This is a genomic window from Pseudomonas donghuensis, from assembly GCF_000259195.1.
GTDB classification, from domain to species: domain Bacteria; phylum Pseudomonadota; class Gammaproteobacteria; order Pseudomonadales; family Pseudomonadaceae; genus Aquipseudomonas; species Aquipseudomonas donghuensis.
Genome location: NZ_JH650758.1, coordinates 29,198 through 48,017 on the forward strand (window position 1 = coordinate 29,198; position 18,820 = coordinate 48,017).

General features: G+C 62.3%; 16 protein-coding genes and 1 pseudogene. 10 read left to right on the forward strand and 7 right to left on the reverse strand.

The annotated features are described in order from the left end of the window. Nucleotides 1-9: 9 nt before the first annotated feature. The 3 genes from UW3_RS0104755 (at nucleotide 10) to UW3_RS0104765 (ending at nucleotide 3,223) form a co-directional block, all read left to right on the forward strand. The gene (locus UW3_RS0104755; protein WP_010221143.1) at nucleotides 10-1,920 is read left to right on the forward strand and encodes an ATP-binding cassette domain-containing protein; all 1,911 of its coding nucleotides are present in this window, start codon (nucleotides 10-12) and stop codon (nucleotides 1,918-1,920) included. Further along, on the forward strand, nucleotides 1,920-2,507 hold the full coding sequence (locus UW3_RS0104760; RefSeq protein WP_010221144.1) for a mechanosensitive ion channel family protein: 588 nt from the start codon (nucleotides 1,920-1,922) through the stop codon (nucleotides 2,505-2,507). Before UW3_RS0104755 ends, UW3_RS0104760 begins: the two co-directional genes overlap by 1 nt. Nucleotides 2,508-2,590: 83 nt before the next feature. After that, the gene (locus tag UW3_RS0104765; protein ID WP_010221145.1) at nucleotides 2,591-3,223 is read left to right on the forward strand and encodes a LysE family transporter; all 633 of its coding nucleotides are present in this window, start codon (nucleotides 2,591-2,593) and stop codon (nucleotides 3,221-3,223) included. A 50-nt stretch (nucleotides 3,224-3,273) separates the two neighbouring features. On the opposite strand, the gene UW3_RS0104770 is transcribed toward UW3_RS0104765, so the two are convergent. From UW3_RS0104770 to UW3_RS0104785, 4 genes are read right to left on the reverse strand one after another with little or no spacing between them, the layout of a single operon-like run. After that, nucleotides 3,274-4,014, reverse strand: a complete 741-nt coding sequence (locus UW3_RS0104770; protein WP_010221146.1) for a hypothetical protein — start codon at nucleotides 4,012-4,014, stop codon at nucleotides 3,274-3,276. A gap of 3 nt (nucleotides 4,015-4,017) precedes the next feature. Continuing rightward, the gene (gene lpoB / locus UW3_RS0104775; protein WP_010221147.1) at nucleotides 4,018-4,605 is read right to left on the reverse strand and encodes a penicillin-binding protein activator LpoB; all 588 of its coding nucleotides are present in this window, start codon (nucleotides 4,603-4,605) and stop codon (nucleotides 4,018-4,020) included. A 24-nt stretch (nucleotides 4,606-4,629) separates the two neighbouring features. Beyond that, nucleotides 4,630-5,001 (reverse strand): YcfL family putative periplasmic lipoprotein, encoded by a 372-nt coding sequence (locus UW3_RS0104780; protein ID WP_010221148.1) that lies wholly within the window; start codon nucleotides 4,999-5,001, stop codon nucleotides 4,630-4,632. A 9-nt stretch (nucleotides 5,002-5,010) separates the two neighbouring features. Further along, nucleotides 5,011-6,408: a COG3014 family protein gene (locus tag UW3_RS0104785; RefSeq protein WP_010221149.1), complete on the reverse strand. Its 1,398-nt coding sequence runs from the start codon at nucleotides 6,406-6,408 to the stop codon at nucleotides 5,011-5,013. 345 nt (nucleotides 6,409-6,753) lie between these two features. On the opposite strand from UW3_RS0104785, the gene UW3_RS0104790 reads away from it, so the two are divergent. Together UW3_RS0104790 and UW3_RS0104795 are read left to right on the forward strand one after the other, a co-directional pair. Continuing rightward, nucleotides 6,754-8,652, forward strand: a complete 1,899-nt coding sequence (locus tag UW3_RS0104790; RefSeq protein ID WP_010221150.1) for a cytochrome c/FTR1 family iron permease — start codon at nucleotides 6,754-6,756, stop codon at nucleotides 8,650-8,652. Between the two features lie 60 nt (nucleotides 8,653-8,712). Next, entirely contained in the window at nucleotides 8,713-9,171 is a 459-nt protein-coding gene (locus UW3_RS0104795) for a YaiI/YqxD family protein (RefSeq protein ID WP_010221151.1), read from the forward strand. Nucleotides 9,172-9,220: 49 nt separating this feature from the next. Here UW3_RS0104795 and elbB read toward each other — a convergent pair whose 3' ends face one another. After that, nucleotides 9,221-9,889, reverse strand: a complete 669-nt coding sequence (elbB, locus tag UW3_RS0104800; RefSeq protein WP_010221152.1) for an isoprenoid biosynthesis glyoxalase ElbB — start codon at nucleotides 9,887-9,889, stop codon at nucleotides 9,221-9,223. A gap of 191 nt (nucleotides 9,890-10,080) precedes the next feature. On the opposite strand from elbB, the pseudogene UW3_RS30055 reads away from it, so the two are divergent. Further along, nucleotides 10,081-10,629, forward strand: a pseudogene (locus tag UW3_RS30055) (sterol desaturase family protein); the annotation flags it as partial. A 501-nt stretch (nucleotides 10,630-11,130) separates the two neighbouring features. Here the strand turns inward: UW3_RS30055 and UW3_RS28075 are convergent. Continuing rightward, complete coding sequence (locus UW3_RS28075) at nucleotides 11,131-11,775, reverse strand: DedA family protein (RefSeq protein WP_010221154.1); 645 nt, start codon at nucleotides 11,773-11,775, stop codon at nucleotides 11,131-11,133. 207 nt (nucleotides 11,776-11,982) lie between these two features. Between UW3_RS28075 and hemB the strand changes: the two genes are divergently transcribed. After that, nucleotides 11,983-12,993: a porphobilinogen synthase gene (hemB, locus tag UW3_RS0104815; protein ID WP_010221155.1), complete on the forward strand. Its 1,011-nt coding sequence runs from the start codon at nucleotides 11,983-11,985 to the stop codon at nucleotides 12,991-12,993. Nucleotides 12,994-13,012: 19 nt separating this feature from the next. Beyond that, nucleotides 13,013-15,244 carry a polyphosphate kinase 1 gene (gene ppk1, locus UW3_RS0104820; protein WP_010221156.1) on the forward strand — a complete coding sequence of 744 codons (2,232 nt, stop codon included), beginning with the start codon at nucleotides 13,013-13,015 and terminating at the stop codon, nucleotides 15,242-15,244. On the opposite strand, the gene ppx is transcribed toward ppk1, so the two are convergent. Continuing rightward, complete coding sequence (ppx, locus tag UW3_RS0104825) at nucleotides 15,231-16,733, reverse strand: exopolyphosphatase (protein WP_010221157.1); 1,503 nt, start codon at nucleotides 16,731-16,733, stop codon at nucleotides 15,231-15,233. The genes ppk1 and ppx overlap by 14 nt on opposite strands. A gap of 241 nt (nucleotides 16,734-16,974) precedes the next feature. Between ppx and trxA the strand changes: the two genes are divergently transcribed. Together trxA and rho are read left to right on the forward strand one after the other, a co-directional pair. Continuing rightward, nucleotides 16,975-17,304 (forward strand): thioredoxin TrxA, encoded by a 330-nt coding sequence (trxA, locus tag UW3_RS0104830; protein ID WP_010221158.1) that lies wholly within the window; start codon nucleotides 16,975-16,977, stop codon nucleotides 17,302-17,304. A gap of 229 nt (nucleotides 17,305-17,533) precedes the next feature. Continuing rightward, nucleotides 17,534-18,793, forward strand: coding sequence for a transcription termination factor Rho (gene rho, locus UW3_RS0104835; RefSeq protein WP_010221159.1), 1,260 nt, complete (start codon nucleotides 17,534-17,536; stop codon nucleotides 18,791-18,793). The last annotated feature ends 27 nt before the right edge of the window (nucleotides 18,794-18,820 follow it).

Sequence of the window (18,820 nt, forward strand, 5' to 3'; positions counted from 1 at the left end):
GCGGCCATTATGATCAGACTATCGAACCTCACTTTACAGCGTGGTCCGCAGCGCCTGCTAGAAGGCGCCGAGATGACCCTGCACGCCGGTCAGAAAGCCGGCCTCATCGGTGCCAACGGTGCCGGTAAATCCAGCCTGTTCGCCTTGCTGCGTGGCGAGTTGACGCCCGACTCCGGCGACTGTCAGCTGCCGGCGGACTGGCGCATTGCGCACATGCGCCAGGAGGTCGACACCCTCGAGCGCCTGGCGGTTGATTATGTGCTCGACGGTGATGCCCGCTTGCGCAAGGTCCAGGCCGACCTGGCCGCTGCCGAAGCCGCCCACGACGGCACCGCACTGGCACGCCTGCACATCGAACTCGACAGCGCCGACGGTTATACCGCCGACGCTCGGGCGCGCAAGTTGCTGGCGGGCCTGGGCTTTACCAACGAGCAGATGGACCGCCGGGTAGGCGACTTCTCCGGTGGCTGGCGGATGCGCCTTAACCTGGCCCAGGCACTGATGTGCCCGTCCGACCTGCTGTTGCTCGACGAGCCGACCAACCACCTGGATCTGGACGCCATTCTCTGGCTGGAAGACTGGCTCAAGGGCTACCCGGGCACGCTGCTGCTGATTTCCCACGACCGTGACTTTCTCGACGCGGTGGTCGATCATGTCGCCCACGTCGAGCAGTGCAAGCTGACCCTCTACCGCGGCGGCTACACCGCCTTCGAGCGCACTCGCGCCGAGCGCCTGGCGCAGCAGCAACAGGCCTACGAGAAGCAGCAGGCCCAGCGCGCGCACATGGAAAAATACATCGCCCGGTTCAAGGCCCAGGCCACCAAGGCCCGTCAGGCGCAGAGCCGGATCAAGGCCCTGGAGCGCATGGAAGAGCTGTCGGCGGCCCATGTCGATTCACCGTTCGACTTCGTCTTCCGCGAGTCGGAGAAAATCTCCAGCCCGCTGCTCGATCTGTCCGACGGCCGTTTGGGCTATGGCGACAAGACCATCCTCGAGAAGGTCAAGCTGCAGCTCACCCCCGGTGCACGGATCGGCCTGCTTGGCCCCAACGGTGCCGGCAAGTCGACCCTGATCAAGAACCTCGCCGGTGAACTGGAGCCGCTGAGCGGGCGCCTGGTGCGCGGCGAGAACCTGTCGGTGGGCTACTTCGCCCAGCACCAGCTCGACTCGCTGGACAACAAGGCCAGCCCGTTGCTGCACCTGCAACGCCTGGCACCGACCGAGCGCGAGCAGACCCTGCGTGACTTCCTCGGTGGTTTCGACTTCCGTGGCGGGCGCATCGACGAGCCGGTGGTGAATTTCTCCGGTGGCGAAAAAGCCCGTCTGGCCCTGGCCCTGATTGCCTGGGAGCGGCCGAACCTGTTGCTGCTCGACGAACCGACCAACCACCTGGACCTGGAAATGCGCCTGGCGCTGACCATGGCCCTGCAGGAGTTCAGCGGTGCGGTGCTGGTGGTCTCCCACGACCGGCACCTGCTCAAGAGCACCACCGATGATTTCCTCCTGGTAGCCGACGGCAAAGTCGAAACCTTCGACGGCGATCTGGATGATTACACCCGCTGGCTGGTCGAGTACCGTCAGCGCAACGCACCGGTCAGCAGCGCCCCGGTCAATGCCGACAAGACCGACAAGAAGGCCCAGCGCCAGGCGGCGGCAGCCCTGCGCCAGCAGTTGGCACCGCACAAGCGCGAAGCCGACAAGCTTGAACGCGAGTTGGGCAGCGTGCATGAGCAACTGGCCAAGGTCGATGCCAGCCTGGGTGACAGTGCCCTTTATGAGGCGGCGCGCAAGGACGAATTGCGTGACTTGCTGGCCCAGCAGGCCAAGCTCAAGGTCCGTGAAGGGGAGCTGGAAGAAGCCTGGATGGTCGCCCTGGAGACGCTCGAGAGCATGCAGGCGGAGCTGGAGGCGATGTCCTGATGGAATCCTTGCAATGGCCATTGCCGGTGGAATGGATCGCACCGTTCTGGCTGGGTTTGCAGATCCTGCTGATCCTCTCGGCGGCCTTCATCCTGCAGCGCGTGGTTGCACGCTGCCTCAAGCGCCTGGGCGAGCGCTACCCGTTGCCGCCCGAGTTGCTGATGCCGCTGCGTGGTGGCTTGCGCTGGCTGATCATGGGCAGCGCGCTGATCTTCGTGCTCGAGCGCCTGGGCGTTTCTGCCACAGTGCTGTGGACCGCCTTGTCCGGTTTCGTCGCCGTGGCGGCGGTGGCCTTCTTTGCCATGTGGAGCGTGCTGTCGAACCTGCTCTGCGCGGTACTGATCTTTACCGTCGGACCGTTTCGCATCGGTGATGTGGTCGAGTTGGTCGAAACCATCGACAAGCCGGGCGTGAAGGGCCGTGTGGTGGCGATCAACCTGTTGTTCACCACCCTGATCGAGCTGCCGGAAACGGGTGGCGCGCTGGTGCAGGTGCCCAACAGCCAGTTCTTCCAGAAGTCGGTACGACGCTGGCGTGGCGCCGAAGTGCTGCCGCTGGTGAGTGAGAGCAAAACCCCGGGCAATTGATCGGTCGCAGAAAAAAATCGTGGTGATTTTTTCGCCAGGGCACTAGCTTAGAGGTTTGTAACAAGTCAGTGCCGAGGTGCGCGATGTCATTGGAAACGTGGTTGGCATTTTTTGCCGCTTGCTGGGTGATCAGTCTGTCGCCGGGTGCCGGGGCCATTGCCTCGATGTCCTGTGGCCTGCAGTACGGTTTCTGGCGCGGCTACTGGAACGCGCTAGGCCTGCAGCTGGGCCTGGTGCTGCAGATTGCGATCATTGCCGCCGGCGTGGGTGCCATCCTCGCGGCTTCGGCCACTGCCTTCCAGGTCATCAAGTGGTTTGGTGTGGCTTACCTGGTCTACCTGGCGGTTAAGCAGTGGCGTGCGCTGCCGGCTGACATCACCGACGATTCCGCCGTACGACCGATCGGCAAGCCGCTGAGCCTGGTGTTCCGTGGCTTTCTGGTCAACGTCAGCAACCCCAAGGCGCTGATCTTCATGCTCGCGGTGCTGCCGCAGTTCATCAACCCGCATGCCGCGCTGCTGCCGCAGTACCTGATCATTACGCTGACCATGGTCACGGTCGACCTGATGGTCATGGCCGGGTATACCGGGCTCGCTGCCAAGGTGTTGCGCTTGTTGCGTACGCCCAAGCAACAGCGGCGGATGAACCGGACCTTTGCTGGGTTGTTCCTGGGCGCGGCTACGTTGCTGGCGAGTATTCGCCGGGCACCGGTGTAGGAACCTATCGCAGACAAAAAAGGCGACCCGAAGGTCGCCTTTTTTGTGTCTCAACGCAGGATCTGCGCCGGCTCATCAGGCGGCAGGTTGTTGCGCGCTGGCGCACGTTCGTGCCCCGGTACGCTACCACCCAGTTGCTCGGCCATCTGCCGGGCAACGTCCATCCCCAGTTCCTTCGACACCTCACGCACCACCCGTGGGCGGTTCAGGGTCACGCGCACATCCTGGCTGTTGACCAGCTTGGTGTCCTGGCCTTCGCCCATGGCGGTGAACGCCGAGGTGATCTCGTAGGTCTTGGTGTTGATCAGGCTGAAATCGGCCACCAGGCTCAGGCCAAGGATGGCCGAATAGCTATTGGTGTTGTCCAGCGAGGTAATGTCGCGCTGGAAGTCGATATCCGACAAAGTGCCGAACAGCACATAGTCGGCGCCCTTGAAGTTGCCGTTCTTGATGCGCCGGATCACGTCATACACGTCGCCTTTGGCATCGGCGGTGTAGGGCGTGCCCTGAACCAGCTGGAACATCCCGGACTTGAGAATCTCGCCCTTGATGTCGCCAGTGAACTTGCGCAGTTCAGTCTGCTCGATGTAGCTGTCGCGGCTCTCGTACTCGCTGTAGCTCGACGAGCCACTGGCGTGGTACATGCTCGCCTGGCCACTGCTTTGCGCCGAGACCGTGTGGATGTACTGCTCCACACGCTCCTGGTAGGCGAGGTCGGTCACCGCGACCTTGGGGGCCGCTTGCACGCTGAACGCGCAAGCCAGGCCCAGGATGCTCATCCATGCACGCATTGCTTAGCGCTCCGTGGTCTTGCGGATTTCTTTCTCGTCCATCCACTCGGCCAGGCCGCTTTCAACATCGATCAGCTGCAGGCTGAACTTGTAGAACACGTCCTTGTAGTCGCTGCTGCGCTTGACGATCGAGCTGATCGAGCCTTCCAGGCGGTACTTGGCGGCGATCATGTTGCCGGTCTTGGCCACGGTGTTCTTCTTGTACAGGCCGCTCTGGTTCTGCAGCTTGAGCTGGTCGACCTGGCTCTGCATCTGGGTGTTGTCGCTAGCGAAGCGGGCGGTGCCGGACTTCATCAGCTGGGTCTTGATCGAGGTGGTGATCTCGCGGGTATCGATGTACTCGCTGGTCTTGTTCTTCACGTCATAGACCTGCACCACCGGGCGGCCCTGAAGGATGCCGGACTGGGCCAGCGAGCGGGTCATGGATTCGGCGATCATCTGCAGGTCGGTCGAACCGAACTCGTTGGTGACCAGCTCCACGGCCTTGCTGTCGCCATAGCCGATGTTCTTGCCGCCCAGGACTGGCGACGGGGTGCTGCAGCCGCTGACCAGTGCAATGGCGAGGGCGGCGAGGGAGATGCGTGCAATCATGGAAAGGTGCTCCTGCAAAAATGATTACTGAGACTGAACTTCAAGGCGGAAATCGGTGGCCTGCGGCACGGGCGCGATCGCCGGCAACACGCTGGACTGTTTGCCGTACAGGGTCACGGTCTTCCAGCTCTCTTCATCGGCAACCGGGAAACCGTCGTTACCCAGCCAGGCGAAACGGTAGAACAGGGTCTTGTTGCTGGCGCTGGTGTTGTTCAACGACACCTTGACGGTCAGGAAACCGTTCTCGCGCGCAACGCGCATCGGGCCGGTTTCGATGTTCTTCAGGTTGCCCATCTTCACCACCTTGCTGGCGGCGCTGCCAGGCGCTGGTGGTGGCGGGGTTGCGCAACCGGCCAGCAGGGCAGTGACGAGAACGGCGAGCAGTTTGATTCGCATGACGCTTCCTTAAGGTTGTTTGAGGCTGGCGACGGCCTGGGCAGTGGCTTTGGGCTCCACATGCAGGGCAGGGCCGCCGGCGAAGACCTGGTTGCCGACCACGCGCAGGGTGACGACCTGGAACGGCCGGTCGATTTTCACGCTGACCTGACTGCCGCCCAGGCTCGATGGCAGGCTCAGCTGGTGCTCGCCCTGGCGCAGGCGCACACGGGCAACCTGGGTTTCATCGGGCAGGGTGCGCCAGGTGCGGGTGTCGGCGCCTTCGGTGACAGTCGAAGCAATACCCACGGCGAGGCCCGCCAGCGGGTTGACGTCGTTCAGCTGCTTCTGCGCCACGCCACGGGAGATGGCCCGTACGCTGGTACGCAGGATGATCCCCGGCATGTCGTCACGCAGGGCGCGGCGGGACATGGCGGTGGTGCTGTTGAGGGCGGTCAGCTTCAGCTCGCGGTCGTTCAGGTAGATCTCGCTGAAGTGCGCGGTGGAAGTGTCTTCCTTGATTACCGGGAACGACAGCGGAGTGATCACCAGGTTGCCGCTGATAGGCAACGGCAGCGGGATGCGCACGGAGTCGCGGGCCGGGGCCAGGCCACTCTGGATCACGATCAGCACGTCGCTGTCGGTGGTTTTCGCCGCTGGCTTGTCCAGCTCGAGCAGGGCCTGCTCCAGCAGCGGGGTGTTCGGGCGCAGCTCGGCGGCCTTGCGGTAACCCGGTGCAGCCAGACCTTTTTCGCCCAGGGCTTCATACACATAACCGGACAGGTAGTGGCTGAACGCACTCTGGTAGCTGTTCTTCAAACCGACCACTTCCGGGGCGTCGAGGGCGGCCACGGGGTAGCCCTGAAGGTCCTTGTACTCGGTCTTGACCCCTTCTTTCTCGGCTTCTTCCTCGCGCTTGAGGTATTCCTTGTCGCGCAGCTCGGCGATGACCGCTTCGCGCTCGTGGGTCTTCTTGATCTCGGTACGGGCGCCGTCGAAGTCGTTCTGGGCCAGCAGGTTGAGGGCCATCTGCGTGGTCAGCATGACTTTTTCGTAGTCATAGCCTTCGTAGCGACGCACCTTGTCGTTGACCAGGTAGCTGCCGAACTGGCTCAGGTACTTGTCGGTGTCGAGTTTGACCGACTCTTCCCATTTGAACACCACGTCATCGGCACTGCGCCAGGCCAGCTGGCTGCCGGCCAGGTCGCCCTTGGAGCGCAGCAGTTCGCCTTTCTCGAAGTAGTAGAGAAGGTCTTTGTCCTCACCCTTGTTGTTTTTTTCCAGCAGTTGCAGGGCAGCATCGACGTTGCCGCTGCTCAGGTGCTGGTTGGTTTCCTGAAGCTCGCTGTCGTAACTGCGAAAGGCCGAGCAACCAGCCAGTTGGACGGCCGCGACCAGGGTCGCGACGGTGAGGACACGGGATGCCATCTGAATTCTTCTTCCCTGAATTGATGAGAGGCCTGGGGGCGAGACGGCGAGTATCCCTTTGGCATATATCGCCAAATCCTATTAAAACAGGAGCCTAAATTCTTAACCGCTATATAACGGCGCGGCATTATAAACGCATTTGCTGGCTAATTAATGGCGTTTTGCTTTTGGATTTTGTCGTTGTGCCAGCATTCACGTATCGGCCGACGAACGGTTTAGCTTTAATCGGCGGGATGCCCAGGATATTTGTCACAAAATTTTTCAACGATTACGCCGGCAAACCTTGAGCGAACCTCAGTGGAAGTGAACAATGCTTTACCTCGTATTTTCATTTGAGAGTCGCTCATGATTCCCCGTTCCCGCTTACTTGCCTGGCTGCTCTGGCCGGTGCTGGCGCTGAGCAGTGCCACACTGCTGGCCGGCAGCGTCGATGGCGCCGCCAAGGCCCTGCACTTGCTCGATTACATCGGTGCCGACTACCCGGCTACCGTCGAGGCGGGCAAGGTCATCGACGAGGGGGAATACCGCGAGCAGCTCGAGTTCATCGATGTGCTGCAGGGCCTGATCATCGCCTTGCCAGCCCGCCAGGAGCGCCAGGCCCTGGAGCAGGGCGTGGTCAACTTGCGCCAGGCGATCAGCCAGCGTCAGGACGGCCCTGGCGTCGCCCGTCAGGCCCGTCTGCTCGGCGCACAACTGGCGGTGGCCTATGAAGTCAGCCAGGCGCCGATCATTACCCCGGACCCGAGCCGCGGCGCGCCGCTGTACGCCCAGCATTGTTCGGTGTGCCATGGCGATAGCGGTGCCGGTGATGGCCCGGCAGGCCTGGGCCTGACCCCGCCGCCGGCGAACCTGCGCAGCGCCGAACGGCTCGACCGCTTGAGCTTGTTCGACCTGTACAACACCCTTGGCCTGGGTATCGAAGGCACTGACATGCCGTCGTTTGCCGACCAGCTCGATGAGCGCCAGCGCTGGGACCTGGCGACCTATGTCGCCAGCCTCACCGCCGAGCCGGCCAAGGCCAAGGGCGACAAGACCTACAACCTGGCCGACCTGGCTCGCCGGACGCCCGCCGAAGTTGAAGCTGGTGAAGGGCCTGAAGCGCTTGCCCAGTTCCGCGCCCAGCGAGCGCAGCCGCCGCAGGTCCAGCGTGGCCCGGGGCAACTGCTGGACTACACCGCCAGCACTCTGGACAAGAGCCTGGCGGCTTACCAGGCAGGCGATCATGAGCAAGCCTATGACCTGTCGGTAGCGGCCTACCTGGAAGGCTTCGAGCTGGTCGAAAGCTCGCTGGACAACGTCGATGCCAATGTCCGCAAAGACACCGAAAAGTCGTTGATGGCGTACCGTCAGTCATTGCAGGACGGCTTGCCGCTTGAGCACGTGCAGCAGCGCCTGAGTGCGGCCAAGGCCAAGCTCAAGGATGCCGCCGAACTGCTCGGCGGCGATGGCCTGAGCTGGTCGCTGAGCTACATCTCCGGTTTGTTGATCCTGCTGCGCGAGGGTCTGGAGGCAATCCTGGTGTTGGCGGCGATTCTGGCCTTCCTGCGCAATACCGGCCAGCAGTCGGCGGTGCGCAGTGTCAATGTCGGCTGGGGCCTGGCGCTGCTCGCCGGGCTCGCCACCTGGGCGATGGCGGCGTATGTCATCGACGTCAGCGGCGCCCAGCGCGAATTGCTTGAAGGTTGCACGGCGCTGTTTGCCAGCGTCATGGTGCTCTGGCTCGGCGTGTGGATGCACGATCGCCGTCATGCGGCGGCCTGGCAGGACTACATCAAGAGCAGCCTGGTCGGTGGCGGCGGGCGCTTCGGTTTTGCCGTGCTGGCGTTTTTCTCGGTGTACCGCGAGCTGTTCGAAGTGATCCTGTTCTATGAAACCCTTTGGCTGCAGGCCGGCCCTGCTGGCCACAACGCGGTGCTGGCTGGTGGCGCCACGGCGCTGGTGCTGCTGGTGGGGCTGGCCTGGGTGATCCTGCGCGGCTCGGCCAAGCTGCCGCTGGCCCTGTTCTTCAGCATCAACGCGGCGCTGCTGTGCGCCTTGTCGGTGGTGTTTGCCGGGCACGGGGTCAAGGCGCTGCAGGAGGCCGGGGTGTTCGGTACGCGGCCGGTGGCGTTCTTCGACTTCGATTGGCTGGGTATTCACGCCGACGCCTATTCACTGGCCGCGCAAGTAGTGGCCTTGCTGGCCATTGCCATCCTTTACGGGCGCAGCCGCCTGGCCGAGCAGCGTCGCCAACCGGCGGGCTGATTTGAAGCAAAACGGGCGAGCAGGGATACTGTTTGCCCGTTTTTGTTGGAAATCTGTGCCATGCGTGTGTGGATCGATGCCGACGCCTGCCCCAAGGCGGCCAAGGATCAACTGGTCAAGTTTGCCCTCAAGCGTCAGCTGGAAGTGGTGCTGGTGGCTGGCCAGAGCCAGATCAAACCGGCCTTTGCCTGCGTCAGGCTGATCGTCGTGCCCAGTGGGCCGGATGCCGCCGACGACTACCTGGTCGAGCACGCGGTACCGGGCGAGCTGGTGATCTGCAGCGACGTGCCACTGGCCGATCGCCTGGTCAAGAAGGGCGTTGCCTGCCTCGACCCGCGCGGCAAGGAATTTGACGAGCGCAACATGGGTGAACGCCTGGCGGTGCGCAACCTGTTCACCGACCTGCGCGAGCAGGGGCAGGTCGGTGGTGGCCAGGCGCCTTATGGCGACCGCGAGAAGCAGGCGTTTGCCAACGCCCTGGACCGGATCCTGACCCGCCTGGCGCGCCAGGTGCCATAGTCACTGGCTTGGTCGGCCCCCACAGTGGATCTGTGCCTCACTCCAGTGTTCAATCATTCTCGTGGGTCAGTTCCAGCACCCGGTCGATCAGCTTGTAGATGCCGCCAGCGGCTTCGCTGATGCTTTTTGCCAACATGTAGGCCGGGGTGCTGACCAGCTTGCGCTGGGTGTCTTCGACGATGTCATGAACATCGCATTCCTCGTGGGTGCCGCCCATCTTGACGATGGCTGCGCTGGTACCGGCATCGGAGCCGATGGTGCAGACCACGCCGGGCCCGTAGATCTTTGCCGCCAGGGCGGGTGAGATGCAGATCAGGCCGACCGGCTTGCCGGCTTCGGCGAAGGCTTCGGCCAGGGCCAGTACGTCCGGGTGCAGGCTGCAGCCCGCGCCTTCAACGGCAAAGTTCGAGAGATTTTTCGCCGCGCCGAAGCCGCCCGGCACGATCAGCGCGTCGAAGTCCTTGGCGTCGGCCTCGCGCAGGTCCTTGACCTCGCCGCGGGCGATCCGCGCCGATTCCACCAGCACGTTGCGAGTCTCGGGCATTACTTCGCCGGTCAAGTGATTGATCACATGCATCTGGGCAATGTTGGGCGCAAAACACTGCACTTTTGCGCCGCGCTGATCCAGGCGCAGCAGGGTGATCACGCTTTCGTGGATTTCGGCGCCGTCGTACACGCCACAGCCGGAAAGAATCACAGCAATTTTTTTCTGGGTCATGCTCACTACTCCCGATTCGAGGCGCTAAATGTCCTCTAGTTTGGCAGATGTCGCCATAGGGTTTGCGCCATTCCCGGCCTAATCTTGCTGGATAGCCTGGAGATGGATGATCCATGGACCTGATCCTGTTGGCGGTACCGTTTTTCTTCGTTCTGATTGTGGTCGAACTGCTCGCGGATTACTTGCGGGGCATGCGTACCTATCGTCTGGCCGATGCGATCAACAGCCTCAGCGCCGGCGTGTTGTCGACCACCACCGGCCTGCTGACCAAGGGGGTGGGCCTGGTTACCTATGCCCTGGCCTGGGAGCACCTGGCGTTGTTCAAGTTGCCGGGCGAGGCGCTGTGGGTATGGGTGCTGGCGTTTGTTTTCTATGACTTCTGCTATTACTGGCTGCACCGTATGGGCCACGAGCGCAACATCCTCTGGGCCGCCCACTCAGTGCATCACCAGAGCGAGGATTACAACCTGTCCACAGCCCTGCGCCAGACCAGCAGCGGCTTCCTGCTGTCGTGGATCTTCTACTTGCCGATGGCTGTGCTGGGCGTGCCACCGCTGGTGTTCATCACTGTCGCGGCGTTGAACCTTTTGTACCAGTTCTGGGTGCACACCCGGCACATTCCGAAGCTGGGCTGGTTCGAATGGCTGTTCATTACTCCGTCCAATCATCGCGTCCACCATGCGCAGAACCCGCTGTACTTGGATCGCAACTACGGCGGGGTGTTCATTGTCTGGGATCGTCTATTCGGCACCTTCCAGGAAGAGGACGATAACGAGCCGGTGATTTTTGGCGTGACCACGCCGCTGGCCAGCTGGAACCCGCTGTGGGCCAATCTGCAGTTCTATGCCCAGTTGTGGAGTGATGCGCGACGGGCCGAACGCTGGTGGGACAAGCTGCGCATCTGGTTCATGCCCACCGGCTGGCGCCCTGATGACGTGGCCCGGCGGTACCCGCAGGCCAAGCAGGACCTGAGCCGTTTCGAGAAGTTCGAGGTCCCCCTGGCCTGGCCGCAGCAGCTCTACGTCGCGTTGCAGTTCGCGGTGTATGTGGGATTGGGCAGTTACTTGATGGAGCGCGCCGAACAGCTGCCGGTCGCGGCCTTGCTGTTGGGCTGGGGCTTGATGGCTTGGGGCTTGTTCGTGCTGGGTGCGGCGCTGGAGAACCGGCCCTGGGCCTTGAGGCTGGAGTTGCTGCGCCTGGCGGTGAATATCCCGTCCATGGTGCTGGCCGGGTTTACTGGCTTATGGCCGGTCACTGCCCTGGGTTGGATCTTGCTGCTTGGCTATGGTTTGCTCAGCCTGTTCGGCCTCTATGGCAGCCGCTTCCTTGCGCGCAACGCGCGCGGCCTTGAAGCGCCGACGCAGCCACAGGCAGCCGCCGAGCATCAGCAGGCCGCCGAGCACCCATAGCTCGTACTTCTTCACGTTGCCCAGCAGGCCTTCAAGAATGGCGCCGAAGTGATAGGCGGCGGCGCCCAGGGCCAGGGCCCAGATGGCCGCGCCAATGCCGTTGAGCAGCAGGTAACGGCGTGGCGGATAGCCGGACAGGCCAATGGCCACCGGCATGACCGTGCGCAGGCCGTAAACGAAGCGGAAACTCAGGACCCAGATGTCCGGGTGGCGACGAATGTGCTCCAGCGCACGGTCGCCCATCATCTGCCAGCGCGGTTTGCGCGCCAGCAGCTTGCGCCCGTGGCGGCGCCCCATGAAGTACCACAGTTGGTCGCCGGCGTAGCTGCCGAAGAAGGCCACCACGACCACCAGGTTGATATCCATATATCCGCGGAACGCAAGGAAGCCTGCGAGAACCAGGATGGTCTCACCTTCGAAAAACGTACCGAGAAAAAGGGCAAAGTAGCCGAAATCCTGCAGGAATTGTTGGAGCATTTTCTGGGTGCTGGCGAAATGAACGCGCAGCCTAACCCTTCGTGGCCTTTGGGGAAAGTGTCCAAATGTGTCTCGACGTGAACATTTCCTACAAGGACAATGGCTGCGTCCTCAAGTCGCAGGGTTGCCCTTGGCTGTCATACAGGCGTCATAATGGCCGCTTATAACTGTCGCGCTCGCCCGCCTGCGCGGGCTCAGGAGTCTGCCGTGAGCTTTACCCCCGCTAACCGTTTGTTTCCTGCCACCCGTCTGCGTCGCAACCGTCGTGACGACTTTACCCGTCGTCTGGTTCGCGAAAATGTTCTGACTGTCGATGACCTGATCCTCCCGGTATTTGTCCTCGATGGCGTAAACCGCCGCGAAGAGGTCGCCTCGATGCCGGGCGTCGAGCGTTTGTCCATCGACCTGTTGCTCGAAGCTGCGCAAGAGTGGGTAAACCTCGGGATTCCGGCCCTGGCCCTGTTCCCGGTGACCCCGGTGGAGAAGAAGTCCCTGGATGGCGCCGAAGCCTGGAACCCCGACGGTATCGCTCAGCGTGCCACCCGTGCCCTGCGTGAGCGGTTCCCGGAACTGGGGGTGATCACCGACGTTGCCCTGGACCCGTTCACCACCCATGGCCAGGACGGCATTCTCGACGAAGAAGGCTACGTACAGAACGACATCACCGTCGATGCCCTGGTGCGCCAAGCGCTGTCCCATGCCGACGCCGGTGCCCAGGTGGTTGCGCCGTCGGACATGATGGACGGTCGCATCCAGGCCATCCGTGAAGCCCTGGAGCTGGCCGGTCACGTCAACGTGCGGATCATGGCCTACTCGGCCAAATACGCCAGTGCCTACTACGGCCCGTTCCGCGATGCCGTCGGCTCGGCGCTGAACCTGGGCAAGGCCAACAAGGCCTCGTACCAGATGGACCCGGCCAACAGTAACGAAGCCCTGCACGAAGTGGCCGCCGATCTGTCGGAAGGTGCCGATATGGTCATGGTCAAACCGGGTATGCCGTACCTGGATATCCTGCACCGGGTCAAAGACCAGTTCAAAGTGCCGACCTTTGTTTACCAGGTCAGTGGCGAGTACGCCATGCACATGGCGGCGATTCAGAACGGCTGGCTCAGTGAAGGGGTTATCCTTGAGTCCCTCACCGCTTTCAAACGGGCGGGCGCCGATGGCATCCTCACCTATTTCGCTGTTCGCGCTGCTCAATTGATGAGAGGGCAGTAACGCCCTTCAGGAACGCTAGATGAATAACGAAGCACTTACCGACGTTGCAGTGAAAGACGCCCAGCCTGTGCCCGAGCAGATGATCGAGACCCCGCCGCAGCCGGCTGCGGTTGCGGAGCCGGTGGTCGAGGCCCCGGCACCGGCGCCGGTTGTTGCGCCTGCGATCGTCATTCCCGGTCTGGACGACAGCAGCCTGTACATTCACCGCGAATTGTCCCAGCTGCAGTTCAACATCCGCGTGCTGGAACAGGCACTGGATGAGTCCTATCCGCTGCTGGAGCGGCTGAAGTTCCTGCTGATCTTCTCCAGCAACCTGGATGAGTTCTTCGAAATTCGTGTGGCGGGCCTGAAGAAGCAGATCACCTTCGCCCGTGAACAGGCCGGCGCCGACGGCTTGCAGCCGCACCAGGCGCTGGCGCGGATCAGCGAGCTGGTGCACGGCGAAGTCGATCGCCAGTACGCGATCCTCAACGACGTGCTGCTGCCGGAGCTGGAAAAACACCAGATCCGTTTCATCCGCCGGCGTCACTGGAACACCAAGCTCAAGACCTGGGTGCGGCGGTTCTTCCGTGACGAGATTGCCCCGATCATCACCCCGATCGGCCTTGACCCGACCCACCCGTTCCCGTTGCTGGTGAACAAGAGCCTGAACTTCATCGTCGAGCTTGAGGGTGTCGATGCCTTCGGCCGCGATTCGGGCCTGGCGATCATCCCGGCGCCGCGCTTGCTGCCGCGGGTGATCAAGGTGCCGGAAGAGGTCGGTGGGCCTGGCGACAACTATGTGTTCCTGTCGTCGATGATCCACGCCCATGCCGATGACCTGTTCCAGGGCATGAAGGTCAAGGGCTGCTACCAGTTCCGCCTGACCCGTAACGCCGACCTGGCGCTGGACTCCGAAGATGTCGAAGACCTGGCCCGGGCCTTGCGCGGCGAGCTGTTCTCGCGCCGGTATGGTGATGCAGTGCGCCTGGAAGTGGCCGACACCTGCCCCAAGCACCTCTCCGACTACCTGCTCAAGCAGTTCAGCCTGAGCGAGAGCGAGCTGTACCAGGTCAACGGCCCGGTCAACCTGACCCGGCTGTTCAGCATCACCAGCCTGGACAGCCATCCGGAGCTGCAATACACGCCGTTCACCCCGGCGATCCCCAAGCTGTTGCAGAACAGCGAGAACATTTTCAGCGTGGTCAGCAAGCAGGACATTCTGCTGATGCACCCCTTCGAGTCGTTCACCCCGGTGGTCGACCTGCTGCGCCAGGCCGCCAAGGACCCGCACGTTCTGGCTGTGCGCCAGACCCTGTACCGCAGCGGGGCCAACTCGGAGATCGTCGACGCGCTGGTCGACGCCGCGCGTAACGGCAAGGAGGTCACTGCGGTGATCGAGTTGCGTGCGCGTTTCGACGAAGAGTCCAACCTGCAGATGGCCAGCCGCCTGCAGGCCGCCGGTGCGGTGGTGATCTACGGCGTGGTCGGCTTCAAGACCCACGCCAAGATGATGCTGATCCTGCGCCGCGAAGCCGGCGAGATCGTCCGCTATGCGCACCTGGGGACCGGTAACTACCACGCCGGTAATGCCCGCCTGTACACCGACTACAGCCTGCTGACCTCTGACGACGCCCTGTGTGAGGACGTCGGCAAGCTGTTCAGCCAGCTGATCGGCATGGGCAAGACCTTGCGCATGAAGAAGCTGCTGCACGCGCCGTTCACCCTGAAAAAGGGCATGCTCGACATGATCGCGCGCGAAACCCAGTTCGCCCTCGACGGCAAACCTGCGCACATCATCGCCAAGTTCAACTCGCTGACCGATCCGAAGATCATCCGCGCGCTGTACAAGGCCAGCCAGTCAGGGGTGCGTATCGACCTGGTGGTGCGCGGCATGTGCTGCCTGCGCCCGGGCATTGCCGGGGTGTCGCACAACATTCAGGTGCGTTCGATCATCGGCCGCTTCCTCGAGCACACGCGGGTGTTCTACTTCCTCAATGGCGGCGAAGAGCAGATGTTCCTCTCCAGCGCCGACTGGATGGAGCGCAACCTCGACAAGCGCGTCGAGACCTGCTTCCCGGTCGAGGGCAAGAAACTGATCCTGCGGGTGAAAAAGGAACTGGAAGGGTATCTGACCGACAACACCCACGCCTGGATCCTGCAGCCGGATGGCCGCTACGTACGCAGCACGCCAACCGGCAACCAGAACCCGCGCAGTGCCCAGGCCACTCTGCTCGAGCGCCTGAGCAACCCGGTGCTTATCGTACGCTGAGGACGAAGCCGACCCGGGCCAGCCATTCTGCCTCCAGGCCGAAGTCGGCCTGGGTCAGCTGGTTTTCGTCCAGCCAGCCGGCAGGGAACTCGACGTCCAGACTGTCGCCCTTGGCGTGCAGGGTCACCGTGGGCATCTGCTGGGTGCCGCGGATGTGGTGGAACAGGATCGCAAAGCGCAGCAAGACGCACAGGCGGATCAGCTTGACGGCATCGTCGCCAAACTCGGCGAACTTGTCCTTGGGAATGTTGCGTCGATGGCCGCGCACCAGCAGCGCCAGCATCAGTTGGTCTTCACGGGAGAAGCCGGCAAGGTCGGAGTGCTCGATCAGGTAGGCGCCGTGCTTGTGGTAATGATAGTGAGCGATGTCCAGGCCCACTTCATGCACCTTGGCCGCCCAGCCCAGCAGTTCGCGCCAGATGCCATCTTCCAGGTCCCAGGCCTTGGCCACCTGGTCGAAGGCATGCAGGGCCTTGCGCTCGACCCGTGCCGCTTGCCCCTGGTCAACGTGGTAGCGCTCCATCAGCGAGGTCAGGGTGCGTTCACGCACGTCTTCGTGGTGGTGGCGGCCGAGCAGGTCGTAGAGCACGCCTTCGCGCAGGGCGCCGTCGCAGTGGTCCATGCGCTGCAGCTCAAGGGCGTCGAAAATCGCTTCGAGAATCGCCAGGCCCGCCGGGAAGATCGCCCGGCGGTCGGGTTTGACCCCGTCGAAGTCGATCTTGTCGGTTTCCCCCAGCTTGAACAGCTTACGCTTGAGCCAGGCCAGGCCTTCGGCATTGACCTCGCCGCTGCCCATGCCACCGGACTTGAGCGCCAGGCCGATGGCACGAATGGTCCCCGAGGAGCCGATGGCTTCGTCCCAGGTCAGGCGGTGCAGGGCGTTCTCGATGCTCATCAGTTCAAGGCGCGCGGCAGTGTAGGCCTGGGCGTAGCGCGCCGGGGTGATCTTGCCATCGCGGAAATAGCGCTGGGTGTAGCTGACGCAACCCATTTGCAGGCTTTCGCGCAGCAGCGGCTCGAAACGTTGGCCAATGATGAATTCGGTACTGCCGCCGCCAATGTCGGCGACCAGGCGCTTGCCCGGGGTGTCAGCCAGGGTGTGCGAGACACCGAGGTAGATCAGGCGGGCTTCTTCACGGCCAGAGATGACCTCCACCGGATGGCCGAGAATGGCCTCGGCGCGGCGGATGAATTCGCCGCGGTTGCGCGCCTCGCGCAGGGCGTTGGTGCCGACGATGCGCACGGCGCCATCGGGCAGGCCGTTGATCAGCTGGGCAAAGCGCTTGAGGCAGTCCAGGCCGCGTTGCATGGACTCTTCACTGAGCAGGCGCTCTTCGTTGATGCCGGCGGCCAGCTGAACCTTTTCGCCGAGCCGCTCTAGGATGCGGATCTCGCTATGGTGGGCCTTGGCGACCACCATGTGAAAACTGTTGGAGCCCAGGTCTATGGCAGCGATCAAGGACAGATTCTTGGCTGTGGTTTGCGGCATGGTCATGGGTTCTCGGTCGATAACCCGGCAATCCTGCCACGATCCGGCGCTGGCGCCAACGCGCAGCGTATCAAGGCTTGATATGGGGCAGGTTGTGCGGGAAATATGACTTTCCCGTGACAGCAGCGATATGCGCGGTCATGCACAACTATAGTTACACTCAATCGTTCCCGGCTTCCTGTAGTGAGCCGGTGCGGCTATGATGGGCCACGTTTTTTTGCTTACGACCTTGGAGACTTCCATGAGCAGCGATCTTATCAAACACGTCACCGACGCCACCTTCGAAGCCGAAGTCCTGAAGGCTGAAGGCCCGGTGCTGGTCGACTACTGGGCTGAATGGTGCGGCCCTTGCAAAATGATCGCGCCGGTTCTGGACGACATCGCCGCTACCTACCAGGGCAAACTGATCGTCGCCAAGCTGAACATCGACGACAATCAGGAAACCCCGGCCAAGCATGGCGTACGTGGCATCCCGACGCTGATGCTGTTCAAGAATGGCAACGTCGAGGCCACCAAGGTCGGTGCACTGTCGAAATCTCAGCTGGCAGCCTTCCTGGACGCCAATATCTGAGTCAAAAAAGCCCCGCATTCGTCGGGGCTTTTCTTTATCTGGTGACTAGACGCCAGAAAAAGCAGGTGTTACATTCGGCCTCGCACTGTTTCTTCGGTGCCCTCTGCACGCCGTCGCCGACGCATCCCTAATTCGAATCAGTACGCGATCCTGTCGCCTTCTTTGCGGCGCGGCTTCATTAAGCCAGAAGCTTAATTCCCCCTTCTTACATGATTACGTCACTCCCCTTATGAACCTGACTGAACTCAAGCAAAAGCCGATTACCGATCTGCTCGAAATGGCCGAACAGATGGGCATAGAAAATATGGCCCGTTCGCGCAAGCAAGATGTGATTTTCTCCCTGTTGAAAAAGCATGCGAAAAGCGGCGAGGAAATCTCCGGTGACGGCGTGCTGGAGATTCTCCAGGACGGCTTCGGCTTCCTGCGCTCGGCCGATGCCTCGTACCTGGCCGGCCCGGACGACATCTACGTGTCGCCAAGCCAGATCCGTCGCTTCAACTTGCGTACCGGCGACACCATCGTCGGCAAGATCCGCCCGCCAAAAGAAGGCGAGCGTTACTTCGCCCTGCTGAAAGTCGACACCATCAACTTCGACCGGCCGGAAAACGCGAAGAACAAGATCCTGTTCGAAAACCTGACGCCGCTGTTCCCTAACGAGCGCCTGAAGATGGAAGCCGGCAACGGCTCCACCGAAGACCTCACCGGCCGGGTTATCGATCTCTGCGCCCCGATCGGCAAAGGCCAGCGCGGCCTGATCGTCGCTCCGCCAAAAGCGGGCAAGACCATCATGCTGCAGAACATCGCGGCGAACATCACCCGTAACAACCCCGAGTGCCACCTGATCGTCCTGCTGATCGACGAGCGCCCGGAAGAAGTGACCGAAATGCAGCGCACCGTGCGCGGCGAAGTGGTTGCCTCGACCTTCGACGAGCCGCCAACCCGCCACGTGCAGGTTGCCGAAATGGTCATCGAGAAGGCCAAGCGCCTGGTTGAACACAAGAAAGACGTGGTCATCCTGCTCGACTCCATCACCCGTCTGGCCCGTGCCTACAACACCGTGATCCCGAGCTCCGGCAAGGTCCTCACCGGTGGTGTCGATGCCCACGCCCTGGAGAAGCCGAAGCGTTTCTTCGGTGCCGCGCGTAACATCGAAGAAGGCGGTTCGCTGACCATCATCGCCACCGCGCTGGTTGAAACCGGCTCGAAGATGGACGAAGTGATCTACGAAGAGTTCAAGGGCACCGGCAACATGGAGCTGCCCCTGGACCGCAAGATCGCCGAGAAGCGCGTCTTCCCGGCCATCAACATCAACCGTTCGGGTACCCGTCGCGAAGAGCTGCTGACCGCCGACGACGAGCTGCAGCGCATGTGGATCCTGCGCAAGCTGCTGCACCCGATGGATGAAGTCGCCGCCATCGAGTTCCTGGTCGACAAGCTCAAGCAGACCAAGACCAACGACGAGTTCTTCCTGTCGATGAAGCGCAAGTAAACTGTTGCGCTGGGCAAGAGCCGGGGC

Excerpts from the sequence above, each read along its gene's own strand:
- UW3_RS0104755 (WP_010221143.1), top strand. The coding sequence starts at position 10 with ATGATCAGACTATCGAACCTCACTTTACAGCGTGGTCCGCAGCGCCTG.
- UW3_RS0104760 (WP_010221144.1), top strand. The coding sequence starts at position 1,920 with ATGGAATCCTTGCAATGGCCATTGCCGGTGGAATGGATCGCACCGTTC.
- UW3_RS0104765 (WP_010221145.1), top strand. The coding sequence starts at position 2,591 with ATGTCATTGGAAACGTGGTTGGCATTTTTTGCCGCTTGCTGGGTGATC.
- UW3_RS0104770 (WP_010221146.1), bottom strand. The coding sequence starts at position 4,014 with ATGCGTGCATGGATGAGCATCCTGGGCCTGGCTTGCGCGTTCAGCGTG.
- lpoB (WP_010221147.1), bottom strand. The coding sequence starts at position 4,605 with ATGATTGCACGCATCTCCCTCGCCGCCCTCGCCATTGCACTGGTCAGC.
- UW3_RS0104780 (WP_010221148.1), bottom strand. The coding sequence starts at position 5,001 with ATGCGAATCAAACTGCTCGCCGTTCTCGTCACTGCCCTGCTGGCCGGT.
- UW3_RS0104785 (WP_010221149.1), bottom strand. The coding sequence starts at position 6,408 with ATGGCATCCCGTGTCCTCACCGTCGCGACCCTGGTCGCGGCCGTCCAA.
- UW3_RS0104790 (WP_010221150.1), top strand. The coding sequence starts at position 6,754 with ATGATTCCCCGTTCCCGCTTACTTGCCTGGCTGCTCTGGCCGGTGCTG.
- UW3_RS0104795 (WP_010221151.1), top strand. The coding sequence starts at position 8,713 with ATGCGTGTGTGGATCGATGCCGACGCCTGCCCCAAGGCGGCCAAGGAT.
- elbB (WP_010221152.1), bottom strand. The coding sequence starts at position 9,889 with ATGACCCAGAAAAAAATTGCTGTGATTCTTTCCGGCTGTGGCGTGTAC.
- UW3_RS28075 (WP_010221154.1), bottom strand. The coding sequence starts at position 11,775 with ATGCTCCAACAATTCCTGCAGGATTTCGGCTACTTTGCCCTTTTTCTC.
- ppk1 (WP_010221156.1), top strand. The coding sequence starts at position 13,013 with ATGAATAACGAAGCACTTACCGACGTTGCAGTGAAAGACGCCCAGCCT.
- ppx (WP_010221157.1), bottom strand. The coding sequence starts at position 16,733 with ATGCCGCAAACCACAGCCAAGAATCTGTCCTTGATCGCTGCCATAGAC.
- trxA (WP_010221158.1), top strand. The coding sequence starts at position 16,975 with ATGAGCAGCGATCTTATCAAACACGTCACCGACGCCACCTTCGAAGCC.
- rho (WP_010221159.1), top strand. The coding sequence starts at position 17,534 with ATGAACCTGACTGAACTCAAGCAAAAGCCGATTACCGATCTGCTCGAA.